The organism is Streptomyces sp. NPDC002926, from assembly GCF_053591755.1.
The window spans coordinates 40419-56006 of record NZ_JBSFUK010000019.1 but is presented as its reverse complement, the minus strand read 5'-3'; the positions used below and the strand labels follow the sequence as shown (position 1 = coordinate 56006).

Genomic DNA, 15588 nt, shown 5'->3' with positions numbered 1-15588 from the left:
CCAGCAGGCCGATGAGCGGGTGGAGGCGGCCGGGCACAGGCACGCCGAGACGGACTCCCAGGGGTCAGGGCCGATTGTCACGGGCCATGGGCGCCGTACCCCTTCGCCATGCCCGTTGCTGGATCTCCCGACGCGTCAGAAGGCGCAAGCCCATGACTGAAGCCGACCGGCCATCCGTGCTGGAGCCCCTGCCGAACCGACAGGTCGCACTCATCGACCTACTGGCCCGCCTACTCAGCGGCGGAGTCGTCGTCACCGGCGATTGCCCGCGACGTCCTCCTGGGTATGGCCACCTGCCTCTACGGCGTGTGCGACGCCTGCCTCGGACGCTGTCAGCTCGCCCGAGCCGACCACCTCCCGGCCGTCACCATTTCCCCGAGTCGGCGGATTCGGACAGAAACGGTCATCGGACTCATCTCCTCTTTCGGATCGGCCGCCCGCGTTGCGGTGTTCTCCCGCATTCAGCCCGGGAACTCGGGTCCCGGACGGCTGTCCGCAGGAGGGCTTGTGGAAGCCGACAACCTCGGCGACCCTCCTTCTTGTCACTAGCAGTGCCCGTCCTGGTGGCCAGCCGGTGGCCGGACGCCTGGCCGAGCCAGGCGAGAAGAGAAGCGGGCCCAGGGATAGGCTCACGCTTGCCTTGGAAGCCACCGCTGAACATGGGACAACCCAGGGACTTTTCAGGGACTTTCAGGACTGTGCCAGGGAGGTTGCAGGGACTTTCCGCTGTGCAAGCAGGGAAGGTCCTGACAGCGCTGAAAGAGACGAAGGCGCTGGTCAGGGCCCATCTCCTCAGCACTCGATGACGTTGACCGCGAGGCCGCCGCGCGAGGTCTCCTTGTACTTCACCTTCATGTCGGCGCCGGTCTCGCGCATGGTCTTGATGACCTTGTCGAGAGAGACCACATGGGTGCCGTCGCCGCGCAGCGCCATCCGCGCCGCATTGATCGCCTTGACCGAGGCGATCGCGTTCCTCTCTATGCAGGGGATCTGGACCAGGCCTCCGACCGGGTCGCAGGTCAGTCCGAGGTTGTGCTCCATGCCGATCTCTGCCGCGTTCTCGACCTGTTCCGGTGTGCCGCCGAGCGCCTCGGCAAGGCCGGCGGCCGCCATGGAGCACGCCGATCCGACCTCGCCCTGGCAGCCCACCTCCGCGCCGGAGATCGAGGCGTTCTCCTTGAACAGCTCTCCCACCGCTCCGGCGGCCAGCAGAAAGCGGACGACTCCGTCCTCGTCGGCCCCGGGGACGAAGCGGGTGTAGTAGTGGAGCACCGCAGGCACGATCCCGGCGGCGCCGTTGGTGGGCGCTGTCACGATGCGGCCGCCCGAGGCGTTCTCCTCGTTCACGGCCAAGGCGTAGAGATTGACCCAGTCCATGACCTTCAGCGGGTCCCCGGGCCGGGTGTCCCCGGCGAGCCTGCGCAGCAGGTTGGGGGCGCGGCGTGGCACTTTCAGCCGCCCGGGCAGGGTGATCTCGGTCCGTGAGCAGCCGCGGTCGACGCACTCCCGCATGACGGTCCAGATCCGCAGCAGGCCGGCTCGCACCTCGCTCTCGCTCCGCCAGGACAGTTCGTTGGCGAGCATGACTCCGCTCAGGGGCAGGCCGGACTCGTAGGCGCGCAGCAGCAGTTCGGACGCGGAGTGGAAGGGGAGGCGTACGGGTGTGTCGTCGGGCTTGATCCGGTCGGCTCCGGTGGCGGACTCGTCGACGACGAAGCCGCCGCCCACCGAGTAGTACGTACGTGTCCGCAGCTCGCCGCCGTCGTGGTCCAGAGCCTGGAACCGCATGCCGTTCGGGTGGAACGGCAGGGTGCGCCTGCGGTGCAGCACCAAGTGCTCGCGCTCGCGGAAGTCCACGTCCTTGACGCCCAGGAGTCGCAGCCGGCCCGTCTCGCGGATCCGGCGCACCCGGTCGTCCACGGTGTGGGTGTCCACGGTTTCGGGTTCCTCGCCCTCCAGGCCCAGGAGTACCGCCTTGTCACTGCCGTGACCGTGGCCGGTGGCGCCGAGGGACCCGAAGAGCTCTGCCCGCACCGAGACGGCGCGGGCCAGCAGGCTGTCCTCGTTCAGTGCGGTGACGAAGAGGCGGGCTGCTTTCATCGGCCCCACGGTGTGCGAGCTGGAGGGCCCGATACCCACTTTGAACAGGTCGAAGACGCTGATCGCCACGTCGTTCCCTCCGGGTCGGGAGTTGTGTACTGCGCACAGCGTTGCGTAAAAAGAAACATGGAACAAGGGGTCGGCCTGTCCGGGGGATGCCTTGACACGGGCTTTGGGGGACTTCAAACTGGCGTTGCGCTAACCGCAATCCGTTCCGCTATATGCACCCGAGCGCCCGAGGTGTCATGATGATTCCCGCGTGCCGTCTCGCGGATCTGCCGCGAGGTGAGGCCCACCGGCTCGACATCGATCCGCCCGTCTCGGTGTTCCATACCGATGACGGCGAGGTCTTCGCCATTGACGACACTTGCACCCACCAGGACGCGTCGCTCGCCGACGGCTGGCTGGAGGGGTGCGAGGTCGAATGCCCGCTGCACGCCTCGAAGTTCGACCTCCGGACGGGGGCCGTCGACTCACCGCCGGCCAAGCTTCCGGTCCGTACCCATCAGGTGCTGATCGAGGACGGCATGATCTACGTACAGCCGTCCACGGATGCGCCGAATCTGCCGCCCTGTATCGTGGCGCGGCTCGCCGGGGGTCCCGCGTGAGGACTGTCGCCGTGGTCGGCGCCTCGCTCGCGGGGCTGTCGGCCGCACGCTCCCTGCGGAAGCAGGGCTACGACGGACGGCTCGTCGTGATCGGTGACGAGCCGCACCGGCCGTACGACAGACCGCCGTTGTCCAAGGAGTTCCTCGCCGGCGCGATCGGCGAAGCGGACCTCGCGCTGGAGACGAACGGCGAGGACCTGCAGGCAGAGTGGCTGCTCGGCATGCGTGCCGCGGGATTCGACCCCGGTGACCGCTCCGTGAAGCTCGCGGACGGCAGGTCCGTCCGTGCCGACGGGGTCGTCATCGCCACCGGTGCGACCGCACGCATGCTGCCGGGGGGTGACGGCCTGGCCGGGGTACATACGCTGCGCACCCTGGACGACGCCCGTGCCCTGCGGGCCGACCTGGCCGCGGGCGGGCGACTGGTGGTGATCGGTGGCGGGTTCATCGGCGCCGAGGTCGCCTCGACCGCGTACGGCCTGGGGCTTGACGTGACGGTCGTCGAGGCCGCGCCGACTCCGCTGGCCGGGCCGCTCGGCGAGCTGATGGGAGGCGTCGTCTCCACACTCCACGCGGATCACGGCGTACGCCTGCTGTGCGGCGTCGGCGTCAAAGGGCTGAGCGGGGCGGCCCGCGTAGAGGCGGTCCTGCTGGAGGACGGACGGCGCCTCCCGGCCGACACCGTCGTCGTCGGCGTGGGCGCCCGCCCGTGCGTCGAGTGGCTGGACGGGTGTGGCGTCGTACTGGACAACGGCGTCAAGTGCGGCGCGGACGGCCGCACAAGCGTGTCCGGTCTGGTCGCGGTCGGAGACTGCGCGTCCTGGTACGACCCGGTCGCCGGGGTCCACCGTCGCGTCGAGCACTGGACCGGCGCGCGGGAACGGCCCGATGCGGCCGTGGCCGCGCTGCTGTCCGGCGGCGCGGCCACGCCGGGAGTGCCCAAGCCGCCGTACTTCTGGTCGGACCAGTACGGCGTACGGATCCAGTTCGCAGGGCACTCCGCCGGGGCCGACAGTGTGACGGTCGAGGAGGGGCTCCCGGACGACCGCAGCTTCCTGGCGGTCTACCGGCGGTCGGGGCATCCGGTCGCTGTCCTCGGAATGAACCAGCCGCGCCTGTTCACCCGCTGGCGCAAGCAGCTCTCCGCCACCACGCTCTGACGCCACTCGTGGGGCGTCGCCTGCTGTTGCTCATCACGCCCTTCATACATACCGCGCCACGCCGCTCGGACTACCTCGTCCCGGGCGCGACGACCGACCGACGACGTCACCCCGCGAGGAGTGCACCATGAGCTCGACCAGCCTGCCGGACAGCCTGATCGCCACGCTCCCCGGCTCCTATTACACCGATCCCCAGATCTTCGCCCAGGAGCAGGAGCGCATCTTCGAGGAGATGTGGTTCTGCGTCGCGCGTTCCTCGGATCTGGCCAGGCCCGGCGCCTTCCGGACCGTCGAGGTGGGCCGCGAGAGCATCCTCGTCACCCGGGCCCGGGACAACTCCGTCCGCGCCTTCTTCAATGTCTGCCGGCACCGCGGCGCCAAGCTGTGCACGGAGGAGACCGGCGAGGTCAAGCGGGCCTTTCAGTGCCCGTACCACGCGTGGACGTACGACCTGACGGGCAAGCTCGTCGCGGCGCCCAACCTCACGAAGATGCCCGACGTCGGCCGTGTCGAGTACGGCCTGGCGAATGTGGCCGTTCGCGAATGGCTGGGCTATGTCTGGGTCTGTCCGGCGGAGACCCCGCCCTCCTTCGAGGAACAGGTCGTCGGCGAGGTCGTCGCACGGCTGGGTGACGTGGAGTCGATCGAGCGCTACGACATGGAAAGTCTCGAAGTCGGCAGGCGGATCGTCTACGACGTGAAGGCGAACTGGAAGCTCATCATCGAGAACTTCATGGAGTGCTACCACTGCGCCACGATTCACCCGGAACTCACCGAGGTTCTGCCGGAGTTCGCCGACGGTTATGCCGCGCAGTACTACGTCGGCCACGGCGCCGAATTCGGCGCGGACATCAAGGGCTTCACCGTGGACGGCTCCGAAGGGCTCGACCGCATTCCCGGGGTCTCCGAGGACCAGGACCGCCGCTACTACGCGATCACCGTCCCACCGCAGGTATTCATCAATCTCGTCCCCGACCACGTGATCTTCCACCGGATGTACCCGGTCGCCGTCGACCGCACGATCGTCGAGTGCGACTGGCTCTATCTCAAGGACGTGGTGGACAGTGGCAGGGATGTCAGCCGGTCCGTGGAGCTCTTCGACCGGGTCAACCGGCAGGATTTCGACGCCTGCGAACGCTGCCAGCCCGCGATGAGCTCCCGCCTGTATGCCAAGGGCGGGGTACTCGTCCCCAGCGAGCACCACATCGGCGCGTTCCACGACTGGATCCACGAGCGCCTCGGTACCCGGCAACTGGAGTAGACCGATGACGGCACGCAACGGCGCCGCCGCCCGAAAACCCGGCGACGACGACCTGGAGAACAGCGGGAGCAAGACCTGGGCCGAAGGGAGTCCCCGACGACGCCGCACGCCCTGCCTGCGGATCCGGCTGCAGCGCGCCCGGGTCAGCCCAGGTAGCCCATCCGGTGACTGATCTCGTCCGCGCCCTCGATCAGCAACGGGGCGAGCTCGCGCATGCGCTCCTCGGTGAACCGGTACGAAGGGCCCGAGGCGCTGAGTGCCGCGATGACCTCTCCGTCCCTGTTGCGGACCGGCGCGGCCATGGCGTGCAGCCCGAGCTCCAGCTCCTCCAGGGTCCAGGAGTAGCCGTGCTCTCTGGCGTCGGCGAGGTTCTTCTCGAGCTTCGTCTTCCCCGTCAGGGTGCGCGGGGTCATCTTCTTCAGGCCCGTCTGCGCCAGCAGTTCGGCGCGCTCCTTGGCGGGCAGGTGGGCCAGCAGGATCTTGCCGCTGGAGGTGGCGTGCAGCGGGGTCAGCTGGCCGACCCAGTTGTGCGCCGCGACCGCCGCGGGCCCGCGCACCTGGAAGAGGTTGATCGCGAAGTGTTCCTGCATGACCGCGATGTTGACGGTCTCGCCCATCTCCTCGGCGAGGCGCTCGCAGACCGGGCGGCCCTGCTGCGTGATGTCGATGCGGCCCGTGACCGCGCCGGCCAGGCGCACGATGCCGAAGCCGAGACGGTACTTGCCGCGCTCGCCCGCCTGCTCCACCAGACCGCGCGATTCCAGTGCGCCGAGCAGGCGGAACGCCGTGGATTTGTGGACATCGATCTCGGCTGCCACGTCACTGACGCCTGCTTCGCCCTGTTGGGCAAGGATTTCCAGCACGCTGATGGCGCGGTCGACGGACTGGACCCCGCCGGGCTGCGAACCGGTCGTTTCGGTATCTGGACTGTAGTTGCTCACAACGAAACTATACGCGCAGTAAACAACAGCCGCGTAGAGGAACGCACCTCCCCGTAAGTTGCGTGGCTCGCAACCTGGTGCGTATAACGCTACTCGTACTACCATGCCGGGCGTATCGAACGGCGCGATCGAGACGAGGCAGCCATGGCTCCCCAGCAGTACGACTTCGTCATCGTCGGCGGCGGATCGGCCGGCAGCGCACTGGCGAACCGGCTTTCCGCCGATCCGGACAACAGCGTTCTGGTGCTGGAGGCCGGCCGGTCCGACTATCCGTGGGACGTGTTCATCCACATGCCGGCGGCGCTGACCTATCCCATCGGCAGCCGCTTCTACGACTGGAAGTACGAATCCGAGCCCGAGCCCCACATGGGCGGCCGCCGCGTCTACCACGCCCGCGGCAAGGTGCTCGGCGGTTCCAGCAGCATCAACGGCATGATCTTCCAGCGCGGCAACCCCATGGACTATGAGCGGTGGGCGGCCGACCCGGGCATGGAGACCTGGGACTACGCGCACTGCCTGCCGTACTTCCAGCGGATGGAGAACTGCCTGGCGGCCGACCCGGACGATGAGTTCCGCGGCCACGACGGCCCCCTCGTCCTCGAACGCGGCCCAGCCTCCAGCCCCCTCTTCCCCGCCTTCCTCGAGGCCGTCCAGGAGGCCGGCTACCCCCGCACCGACGACGTCAACGGCTATCGGCAGGAAGGCTTCGCCCCGTTCGACCGCAACGTCCACCGAGGCCGCCGTCTGTCGGCCGCCAAGGCGTACCTCAAGCCCGTGAAGAGGCGGCCGAACCTCACGGTGAAGACCCGTGCCCTGGTCACTCGCGTGATCTTCGAGGGCAAGCGCGCCGTCGGTGTCGAGTACCGGCGCGGCCGTGGCAAGCCCCAGCAGGTCCGTGCCCGCGAGGTGATCCTCTGCGGCGGTGCCATCAACTCCCCGCAACTGCTGCAGCTCTCCGGCGTGGGCAACGCGGAGGAGCTGAGCGCGCTCGGCATCGACGTCGTCCACGACCTCCCCGGCGTCGGCGAGAACCTCCAGGATCACCTGGAGGTGTACGTCCAGTACGCCTGCAAGCAGCCGGTCTCCATGCAGCCGTACATGGCGAAGTGGCGTGCCCCGTTCATCGGCCTCCAGTGGCTCTTCCGCAAGGGCCCGGCCGCCACCAATCACTTCGAGGCCGGCGGCTTCGCCCGCAGCAACGAGGACGTGGACTACCCCAACCTGATGTTCCACTTCCTGCCCGTCGCGGTCCGTTACGACGGCTCCTCGCCCTCCGGCGGGCACGGCTACCAAGTGCATGTCGGACCCATGTACTCCGACGCCATCGGCTCCGTGAAGGTCAGGAGCAAGGACCCGCGCGAGCACCCGGCCCTGCGGTTCAACTACCTGTCCACCGAACAGGACCGCCGCGAGTGGGTCGAGGCGGTCCGGGTGACCCGCAAGCTCCTCAACCAGCCCGCGCTCGCCCCGTACAACGGCGGAGAGGTCTCGCCCGGACGGTCCGTGGAGAGCGACGAGGAGATCCTCGCCTGGGTCGCGAAGGAGGGCGAAACCGCCCTGCACCCTTCCTGCACCTGCAAGATGGGCACCGACGAGATGGCCGTCGTCGACCCCGCCAGCATGCGCGTGCACGGTCTGGAGGGACTGCGCGTGGTGGACGCCTCGGTGATGCCCTATGTCACCAACGGCAATATCTACGCGCCGGTGATGATGATCGCCGAGAAGGCCGCCGACCTCATTCTCGGCAAGGACCCCCTGCCGTCCTCCAAGGCCGTGTACTACAGGCACCGCGATCCGCGGTGAGAACGCTGCTGAAGAGCGTCCGGTACGAAGTCCTGCCGGCGAAGTCCACCGAGGACAAGGTCCTCGCCGATGTGCCGCACGACGTGGTGGTCACGGTCACCGCGTCGCCGGTCAAGGGCCTGGAGCCGACCCTGGACCTGGCGACCCGGCTGGCCGCGCACGACTACCGCGTCGTGCCGCACGTTCCCGCCCGGCTGCTGCGCGACGGTGCCCATGTGGCGGAGGTCGTCCACCGGCTGCGTGAGGCGGGCGTGGATGACGTCTTCGTACCTGCCGGGGACGCCGATCCGCCCGTCGGCCCGTACGAGGGCGCGCTGCCCCTGCTACGGCACCTCGCGGAGCTGGGAAGCCCCTTCGCCCGGGTCGGCATCACCGGCTACCCGGAGAGACACCCGCTCATCGACGACGACATCACCATCCAGGCGATGTGGGACAAGCATGCCCACGCGACGTACATAGTCAGCAACTTGTGCTTCGACCCGCGCGTACTGGGGGAGTGGGTGACACGGGTGCGGCGGCGCGATGTCACGCTCCCGGTGTATGTGGGCGTGGCCGGGCCCGTCGAGCGTACGAAGCTGCTTGCGATGGCGGCGAAGATCGGTGTGGGGGAGTCGACGCGCTTCCTGGCCCGGCACGCCTCCTGGTTCGTGCGCTTCGCGGCGCCGGGCGGCTACGCGCCGGAGCGGCTGCTGCGGCGCAGCGCGCCCGCGCTGACCGCGCCCTCGGCGGCGGTGGCGGGGCTGCACCTTTTCACGTTCAACCAGATCGCCGAGACGGAGCGCTGGCGACAGGCCATGCTGGACCGCCTCGACGGGTGTTAGCGCCCACCCGCGCTTTCCCGAAACCGGGGCAAGCCCCGGACCCCGTACGCCCTTCGGGCGTGTCCTCAATCGCCGGACGGGCTGATCAAGCCTCGCCGGCGATTGAGGCGCGGGGTCCGGGGCGGAGCCCCGGTTCAGCGGAAGACAACCGTCCGGCTCCCGTCGACCATGACGCGGCTCTCGCTGTGCCACTTCACCGCGTGCGCCAGCACCTGCGCCTCCACGTCCCGCCCCACCGTGACCAGTTCGTCCGGGTCGAGCGAGTGATCCACGCGAACCACGTCCTGCTCGATGATCTGTCCCTCGTCCAGGTCCGGTGTCACATAGTGCGCCGTCGCGCCGACGAGCTTCACACCGCGGTCGTACGCCTGCCCGTACGGGCGTGCGCCCTTGAAACTGGGCAGGAAGGAGTGGTGGATGTTGATAGCCCGGCCCTCGAGCTGCTTGCACAGGTCGTCGGAGAGGATCTGCATGTAGCGGGCGAGCACCACCAGGTCGACGTCCAGCTCACGCACCAGCTCCAGAAGACGTGCCTCGGCGTCGGCCTTGGTGTCCCTGGTCACCGGGATGTGGTGGAAGGGGATGCCGTACGTCCCGGCCAGCTCCTCGAACTCGTCGTGGTTGGAGACGATGGCCGGGATTTCGATGTTGAGCGCGCCGGTGCGCCGGCGGAAGAGCAGGTCGTTCAGGCAGTGGCCGAATTTCGACACCATGATGAGCGTGCGGGTCGGGGTCGAGGCGTCCCGCAGGGTCCACGAGATCCGGTAGGCCTCGGCAACGGGGCCGAATCGGTCACGCAGATGTTTCACATCGGTGTCGGGATCGGACACGGCGAAGTGGACCCTCATGAAGAAGCGGTCCTGGAGCCGGTCGTCGAACTGCTGGCTCTCCAGGATGTTGCCGGAGTTCCTGACCAGGTAGCCGCTCACGGCGTGTACCAGTCCGGCCTGGTCCGGGCACGAGAGGGTGAGGACGTATTCGCGGCCAGGTTGCGGTCGAGGGGACATACGCGGCCTCCGTTGGTGCGTATTGCACAACGCGGTGAGTGATACGCAACATGGTCCGTCCCTCGCGGGTCCGTGGTCAAGAGAAGAGGGACAACTGGACCTCGGGGTGAAATCCGCCCGTCTCGCCCTCTTGACGTGGGTCACACGTTCGGCCAGGGTTCCACCACAAGCAATGCGGTGCATGATGCGCAACGAACTTCGGTCGAAGGGTTCCGCTCGTGGCAGACCTGTATGTGGACGGAGAATGGTGCGATCCGGTGGCCGGAAACCACCGGGAGATCCTCTGCCCCGCAGATGGCACGCTTGCGGCGGTCGTGTCCGAAGGGACGCGGGCCGACAGTGAGGCCGCGATCGCGGCGGCCCGCCGGGCGTTCGACGAAGGCCCCTGGCCGAGAACCCCCGAGCGGGAGCGCGGCGCGCTGCTGCTGCGTACCGCCGATCTGATCGAGCGCGACGCCAAGGAGTTCGCCCGCGCCGAGTCGCTGGACACCGGCAAGCGGTTGGTGGAGAGCGAGTACGACATCGCCGATGTGGTCTCCTGCTTCCGCTACTACGGCGGGATCGCGGGCACCAGCACCGGCCGGGTGGTCGACACCGGACGCGACGACGCCGTCAGCCGCGTCACGTACGAGCCGGTCGGAGTCTGCGGATTGATCACCCCGTGGAACTACCCGCTGCTCCAGGCTTCGTGGAAGGTCGCCCCCGCTCTGCTGGCCGGAAACACGATCGTCGTGAAGCCGAGCGAGCTCACCCCGTCCACAACGATCATGCTGATGCGGGCACTTGAGGAGGCCGGTCTGCCGGCCGGTGCCGCCAACCTCGTGCTCGGCACCGGTCCCGAGGTGGGCGCGCCACTGTCGGAAGATCCCGCCGTCGACATGATCTCCTTCACCGGGGGCCTGGACACCGGTCGAAGGATCATGGCCACAGCCGCCGCGACCGTCAAGAAGGTCGCTCTCGAACTGGGCGGCAAGAACCCCAACGTCGTCTTCGCCGACGCCGATTTCGAGACCGCGGTGGACTTCGCTCTCACGGCCGTCTTCCTGCATTCCGGACAGGTCTGCTCGGCCGGCGCCCGCCTGATCGTCGAAGACTCCCTCCATGACGCCTTCGTCGACGAGGTCGTGCGCCGCGCGGGGCGAATCCGTCTGGGCGGCCCCTTCGATGCCGAGGCCGACACCGGCCCACTGGTCTCCGCACAGCACCGGGACAAGGTCGAGGCCTATGTCGCGGCGGGCCTCGCCGAGGGCGCCGTACTGCGCTGCGGCGGCAGTCGCCCCGAGGACCCGGCACTCAAGGACGGCTACTACTACCCGCCGACCGTGCTCGACGAGTGCCGCCAGGACATGCGCGTGGTGCATGAGGAGTCCTTCGGCCCCGTGCTGACCGTGGAGCGCTTCAGGGGCGAGGACGACGCCGTACGCATCGCCAATGACACCGAGTTCGGACTCGCCGGAGCCGTATGGACGCAGGACGCCGGCAAGGCCCAGCGGGTCGCGCGACGGCTGCGCCACGGCACCGTGTGGATCAACGACTACCACCCCTATGTGCCGCAGGCGGAATGGGGTGGCTTCGGGCACTCCGGCGTGGGCCGGGAACTGGGGCCGACGGGCCTGGACGAATACCGCGAGCCGAAGCACATCTGGCAGAACATCCAACCCCGGCCGCAGCACTGGTTCCGCGGCTGAACGCCGAAGAGAGGTCGACCGTGACCCCAACGCAGACTGAACTGCCGCAGCGGCGCGGCACATCCCAGAACCAGGACGGACCGCCGGTCGTCTCCGTGCGCGGGCTGTGGAAGGTGTTCGGGCCCAAGGCCGACCAGGTGCCGGATTCCGAGGAGCTGTGCGGGCTCACGCGTCGCGAGCTCATGGACCGCACGGGATGCACCGCCGCCGTACGGGATGTGAGCTTCGACGTGTCGCCCGGCGAGGTCTTCGTCGTGATGGGTCTGTCCGGCTCGGGCAAGTCCACATTGGTGCGATGTCTCACCCGGCTGATCGAACCCACCGCGGGCGAAGTCAACTTCGAGGGTGAGGACATCCGCGGCGCTGACGCCAAACGGCTGCGGGAGCTGCGGCGCCACAAGTTCTCCATGGTCTTCCAGCACTTCGGACTGCTGCCGCACCGCCGGGTCGTCGACAATGTCTCGTACGGCCTGGAGATACGCGGCATGGGCAGGGCCGAGCGCGCCAAGCGGGCCATGGAGGTCGTCGAACTGGTCGGCCTGGCCGGATACGAGAACTCCTACCCCGACCAGCTCTCCGGCGGCATGCAGCAGCGCGTCGGCCTGGCCCGCGCGCTTGCCGGCGATCCGGACGTGCTCTTCTTCGACGAGCCGTTCTCCGCGCTCGACCCGCTGATCCGCCGCGATATGCAGAACGAGGTCATCCGCCTGCACCACGAGGTCGGCAAGACCATGGTGTTCATCACCCATGACCTGTCCGAGGCGCTCAAGCTCGGCGATCGCATCCTCATCATGCGCGACGGCAAGATGGTCCAGTGCGGCACGGGTGACGAGCTGGTCGGCGCGCCCGCCGACGACTATGTCCGCGAGTTCGTCAAGGACGTGTCCCGCGCCGAAGTCCTGACCCTGCGCTGGATCATGCGCGAGCCCGAGCCCGGCGACGCCCTCGACGGCCCGGAGCTGGGCCCGGACGTCGTGGTGCGCGAGGCGACGCGGGCGGTGCTGGCCGCCGACAGGCCGGTCAAGGTCGTCGAGGGCGGGCGGCTGCTGGGCATCGTCGGCGACGAGGAGATCCTCGCGGTCGTCGCCGGACAGGAAGGCGGCAGGTGATGGCTGTCGCGGCCGACGTGGCCGCCCCGGTCCAGGCCGCGCGCCGAGTCGGCCGCCGCGTCGTGGTGGCCGCGATCGTGATCGCTTGGCTGGTGCTGTTCGCCGCCCTGCGTGGGCGGCAGACCCTGGCGCTGGCGGCGGCCGACCTGACGGACCTGCACCGCTGGTTCAACTCGGTCAACGACAGCATCGGGGCGAACCGGAACAGCAACCCGCTCTTCCTCTACTTCTTCAACGAGATCCGTCTGGTCATCGACAATCTCGTCACCTTCATCCAGTCGCTGATCTCCCAGCCGCAGGGCGGGCGTCCGGTCCCCGCCATCGGCTGGCTGGGCGTCGTCGGCCTCGCCGGCTACATCTCCTGGGCGTTCGGGAACATACGCGTCGCGGCCCTGGCCGTGGCCGGGTTCGTCTTCCTCGGCCTGCAGGGACTGTGGCAGGAGAGCATGGACACGCTGGCCCTGACCCTCTCTGCGGTCTTTGTCTCCCTGCTCATCGGCATTCCGCTCGGCATCTGGGCGGGGCTCTCCGACCGGGTGAACCGTGCCATCACGCCGTTCCTGGACTTCATGCAGACGATGCCGACTTTCGTCTACCTGGCTCCGCTCACCCTGATCTTCCTCATCGGCCCGGCGTCCGCGACGATCGCCACACTCATCTACGCGGCGCCGCCCGCCATCCGCATCACCGCGCACGCCATCCGCTCGGTGCCCGCCACCACGGTCGAGGCCGCCGAGTCGCTGGGCTCCACCCGGCAGCAGACGCTCACCAAGGTGCTGCTGCCCATGTCCAAGCAGACCGTGGTGATGGGCGTGAACCAGACCATCATGGCCGCGCTGTCCATGGTCACCATCGCCGCCCTGATCGACGCGCCCGGTCTGGGCAAGACGGTCGTCAAGGCGCTGCAGACCCTGGACGTCGGTGTCGCCTTCAACGCCGGCCTGGCCATCGTCGTCATGGCCATCGTGCTGGACCGGGTGACGACCGCGGCGGGTGAACGCGTGGAGGCCGCGAGGAAGCGCGGCCCCGGCCGCTTCACGAAGTGGCGTCGGCCGCTGCTGTTGGCCGGCGGCGCGGTGGCCGCGGTATGCGTGTGGCTGTCCCACACCTATGTGTGGGCAGCCCAGTTCCCCGGGGACTCCGGAGTCGGCGGCGCGATCGCGCGCACGACGGACTCGGTCACCCTGTGGACGCAGGACACCTTCGGCCCACTGACCAACGGAACCAGGGACCTGGTCACCAGTGCCCTGCTCAATCCCTTCGAGACGCTCCTCACCGAGTCCCCCTGGTGGCTGGTCGGCGTGGTCCTCGTCGCCATCGGCGCGGTGCTCGGCGGGTGGCGCGCGGGTGTCACGGCGGCGCTCTGTGTGGCCCTGCTCGTCGGAACCGGAGTGTGGTCGGACAGTATGACGACGCTGGCCTCCACGGCGGTGGCGACTCTGATCGTGATGCTGTTCGGCGTCGTGGCCGGCGTCTGGATGGGCCGCAGTCCGCTGGTCGACCGGCTGATCAGACCCAGTCTCGACGCGGGGCAGACCATGCCGTCGTTCGTGTACCTGGTGCCGTTCCTGGCGCTGTTCGGGGCCACTCGTTTCACCGCGATCATCGCCGCGGTCGTCTTCGCGGCCCCCGTGACGATCAAGATCATCGCGGATGGTGTGCGAGCGGTGCCCCAGACCACGGTGGAGGCCGCCACGGCTGCCGGCTCCAGCACCTGGCAGATCATCACCAAGGTCCAGCTCCCCATGTCACGCAGCGCCCTCACCCTCGCGACCAACCAGGGCTTGATCTACGTCCTGTCCATGGTGGTCGTGGGAGGTCTGGTCGGTGCGGGCGCCCTGGGCTACGACGTCGTAGCCGGTTTCTCCCAGGGCGAGTTGTACGGCAAGGGCCTCGCGGCGGGTCTTGCCATCGTTCTGCTCGGGGTCATGTTCGACCGGATAACCCAGGCAGCGGCACGGCGCACAACGAGAGCGCCCGGCGCCCGCTAGGCCGGACACCACTCAGCGGCCACAGGATGCAGCACAGGAGGCAGTACATGATCGGGAACTTCATTACGCAGTCGCGGCCCGCGAGACAGCGGGCCGCGGTGGCCGGGCTGGCGGCGCTGAGTCTGGCCGCGCTCACCGCCTGCGGCGGAGCCAAGGTCGGCGAGTCGGGTTCGGACAAGGCGGGGGGTGCCTCCGGCAAGTGCGGCACGTTCAACCTCGCGGTCAACCCCTGGGTCGGTTACGAGGCCAACGCGGCGGTCATCGCCTATGTCGCCGAGAAGGACCTCAAGTGTCAGGTGACCAAGAAGGACCTCAAGGAAGAGGTCGCCTGGCAGGGCTTCGGCACCGGCGAGGTGGACGCGGTCGTCGAGAACTGGGGCCATGACGACCTGAAGAAGAAGTACATCACCGACCAGAAGACCGCCGTGTCGGCCGGGGCGACCGGCAACACGGGTGTCATCGGCTGGTTCGTGCCGCCGTGGCTGGCCAAGGAACACCCGGACATCACCGACTGGAAGAACCTCAACAAGTACGCCACCAATTTCAAGACCTCCGAGTCGGGTGCCAAGGGCCAGTTCCTCGACGGAGATCCGTCGTTCGTCACGAACGACGCCGCACTGGTGAAGAATCTCAAGTTGGACTACAAGGTTGTCTATGGCGGCAGCGAGGCCGCGCTCATCCAGGCGTTCAGACAGGCCGAGGCCAAGAAGTCCTGGGTGATCGGGTACTTCTACGCTCCGCAGTGGTTCCTGTCGGAGATAGAGCTGGTGAAGGTGAAGCTGCCACCGTACGCGGAGGGCTGTGACGCGGACGCGGCGAAGGTTGCCTGCGACTACCCCCAGTACGAGCTGGACAAGATCGTCAGCAAGAAGTTCGCCGACTCGGGCAGCCCCGCCTATGACCTCGTCAAGAACTTCACCTGGACCAACTCGGACCAGAACCTCGTGGCCAAGTACATCGCCGAGGACAAGATGACACCGGAGGCGGCGGCCAAGAAGTGGGTGGACGCCAACCGCGACAAGGTCGATTTCTGGCTGAAGAAGAGCTGATCCACCAGAGGGGCCGGGAAGCGTCAACCGTGCCCGGCGGGCTGCCGTGA

Annotated in this window: 12 protein-coding genes and 1 pseudogene; 10 read left to right on the top strand and 3 right to left on the bottom strand. The window is 68.3% G+C overall.

Going from position 1 to position 15588, the window contains the following annotated elements:
* Positions 1-152 precede the first annotated feature (152 nt).
* Positions 153-263, top strand: a pseudogene (locus ACWDZ6_RS24435) (gas vesicle protein); the annotation flags it as partial.
* A 529-nt stretch (positions 264-792) separates the two neighbouring features.
* On the opposite strand, the gene ACWDZ6_RS24430 reads toward ACWDZ6_RS24435, so the two are convergent.
* Entirely contained in the window at positions 793-2169 is a 1377-nt protein-coding gene (locus ACWDZ6_RS24430; RefSeq protein ID WP_451504509.1) for an L-serine ammonia-lyase, read from the bottom strand.
* Positions 2170-2345: 176 nt separating this feature from the next.
* Between ACWDZ6_RS24430 and ACWDZ6_RS24425 the strand changes: the two genes are divergently transcribed.
* From ACWDZ6_RS24425 to ACWDZ6_RS24415, 3 genes are all read left to right on the top strand, one after another.
* Complete coding sequence (locus tag ACWDZ6_RS24425) at positions 2346-2708, top strand: bifunctional 3-phenylpropionate/cinnamic acid dioxygenase ferredoxin subunit (RefSeq protein WP_326654540.1); 363 nt, start codon at positions 2346-2348, stop codon at positions 2706-2708.
* Positions 2705-3868, top strand: coding sequence for an NAD(P)/FAD-dependent oxidoreductase (locus ACWDZ6_RS24420; protein WP_451504508.1), 1164 nt, complete (start codon positions 2705-2707; stop codon positions 3866-3868). Before ACWDZ6_RS24425 ends, ACWDZ6_RS24420 begins: the two co-directional genes overlap by 4 nt.
* Positions 3869-3995: 127 nt before the next feature.
* Complete coding sequence (locus ACWDZ6_RS24415) at positions 3996-5129, top strand: aromatic ring-hydroxylating oxygenase subunit alpha (protein WP_451504507.1); 1134 nt, start codon at positions 3996-3998, stop codon at positions 5127-5129.
* A 143-nt stretch (positions 5130-5272) separates the two neighbouring features.
* Here ACWDZ6_RS24415 and ACWDZ6_RS24410 read toward each other — a convergent pair whose 3' ends face one another.
* Entirely contained in the window at positions 5273-6070 is a 798-nt protein-coding gene (locus ACWDZ6_RS24410; RefSeq protein WP_351453633.1) for an IclR family transcriptional regulator, read from the bottom strand.
* A 144-nt stretch (positions 6071-6214) separates the two neighbouring features.
* On the opposite strand from ACWDZ6_RS24410, the gene betA reads away from it, so the two are divergent.
* Together betA and ACWDZ6_RS24400 are read left to right on the top strand one after the other, a co-directional pair.
* On the top strand, positions 6215-7873 hold the full coding sequence (gene betA / locus ACWDZ6_RS24405) for a choline dehydrogenase (protein ID WP_451504506.1): 1659 nt from the start codon (positions 6215-6217) through the stop codon (positions 7871-7873).
* Positions 7870-8694, top strand: coding sequence for a methylenetetrahydrofolate reductase (locus tag ACWDZ6_RS24400; RefSeq protein ID WP_451504505.1), 825 nt, complete (start codon positions 7870-7872; stop codon positions 8692-8694). The genes betA and ACWDZ6_RS24400 overlap by 4 nt, the downstream gene beginning before the upstream one ends.
* 134 nt (positions 8695-8828) lie before the next feature.
* Here the strand turns inward: ACWDZ6_RS24400 and purU are convergent, their stop codons facing one another.
* Positions 8829-9701 (bottom strand): formyltetrahydrofolate deformylase, encoded by an 873-nt coding sequence (gene purU / locus ACWDZ6_RS24395; RefSeq protein ID WP_351453639.1) that lies wholly within the window; start codon positions 9699-9701, stop codon positions 8829-8831.
* 218 nt (positions 9702-9919) lie between these two features.
* On the opposite strand from purU, the gene ACWDZ6_RS24390 reads away from it, so the two are divergent.
* The 4 genes from ACWDZ6_RS24390 to ACWDZ6_RS24375 are packed head-to-tail and all read left to right on the top strand — an operon-like array spanning position 9920 to position 15538.
* Entirely contained in the window at positions 9920-11389 is a 1470-nt protein-coding gene (locus ACWDZ6_RS24390) for an aldehyde dehydrogenase family protein (protein ID WP_451504504.1), read from the top strand.
* Between the two features lie 20 nt (positions 11390-11409).
* On the top strand, positions 11410-12498 hold the full coding sequence (locus ACWDZ6_RS24385) for a quaternary amine ABC transporter ATP-binding protein (RefSeq protein WP_389185293.1): 1089 nt from the start codon (positions 11410-11412) through the stop codon (positions 12496-12498).
* Positions 12498-14489 (top strand): ABC transporter permease, encoded by a 1992-nt coding sequence (locus ACWDZ6_RS24380; protein ID WP_451504503.1) that lies wholly within the window; start codon positions 12498-12500, stop codon positions 14487-14489. The genes ACWDZ6_RS24385 and ACWDZ6_RS24380 overlap by 1 nt, the downstream gene beginning before the upstream one ends.
* A 47-nt stretch (positions 14490-14536) precedes the next feature.
* Entirely contained in the window at positions 14537-15538 is a 1002-nt protein-coding gene (locus ACWDZ6_RS24375) for an ABC transporter substrate-binding protein (RefSeq protein ID WP_351453650.1), read from the top strand.
* The last annotated feature ends 50 nt before the right edge of the window (positions 15539-15588 follow it).

Excerpts from the sequence above, each read along its gene's own strand:
- ACWDZ6_RS24425 (WP_326654540.1), top strand. The coding sequence starts at position 2,346 with ATGATGATTCCCGCGTGCCGTCTCGCGGATCTGCCGCGAGGTGAGGCC.
- ACWDZ6_RS24375 (WP_351453650.1), top strand. The coding sequence starts at position 14,537 with ATGATCGGGAACTTCATTACGCAGTCGCGGCCCGCGAGACAGCGGGCC.
- ACWDZ6_RS24415 (WP_451504507.1), top strand. The coding sequence starts at position 3,996 with ATGAGCTCGACCAGCCTGCCGGACAGCCTGATCGCCACGCTCCCCGGC.
- purU (WP_351453639.1), bottom strand. The coding sequence starts at position 9,701 with ATGTCCCCTCGACCGCAACCTGGCCGCGAATACGTCCTCACCCTCTCG.
- ACWDZ6_RS24380 (WP_451504503.1), top strand. The coding sequence starts at position 12,498 with ATGGCTGTCGCGGCCGACGTGGCCGCCCCGGTCCAGGCCGCGCGCCGA.
- betA (WP_451504506.1), top strand. The coding sequence starts at position 6,215 with ATGGCTCCCCAGCAGTACGACTTCGTCATCGTCGGCGGCGGATCGGCC.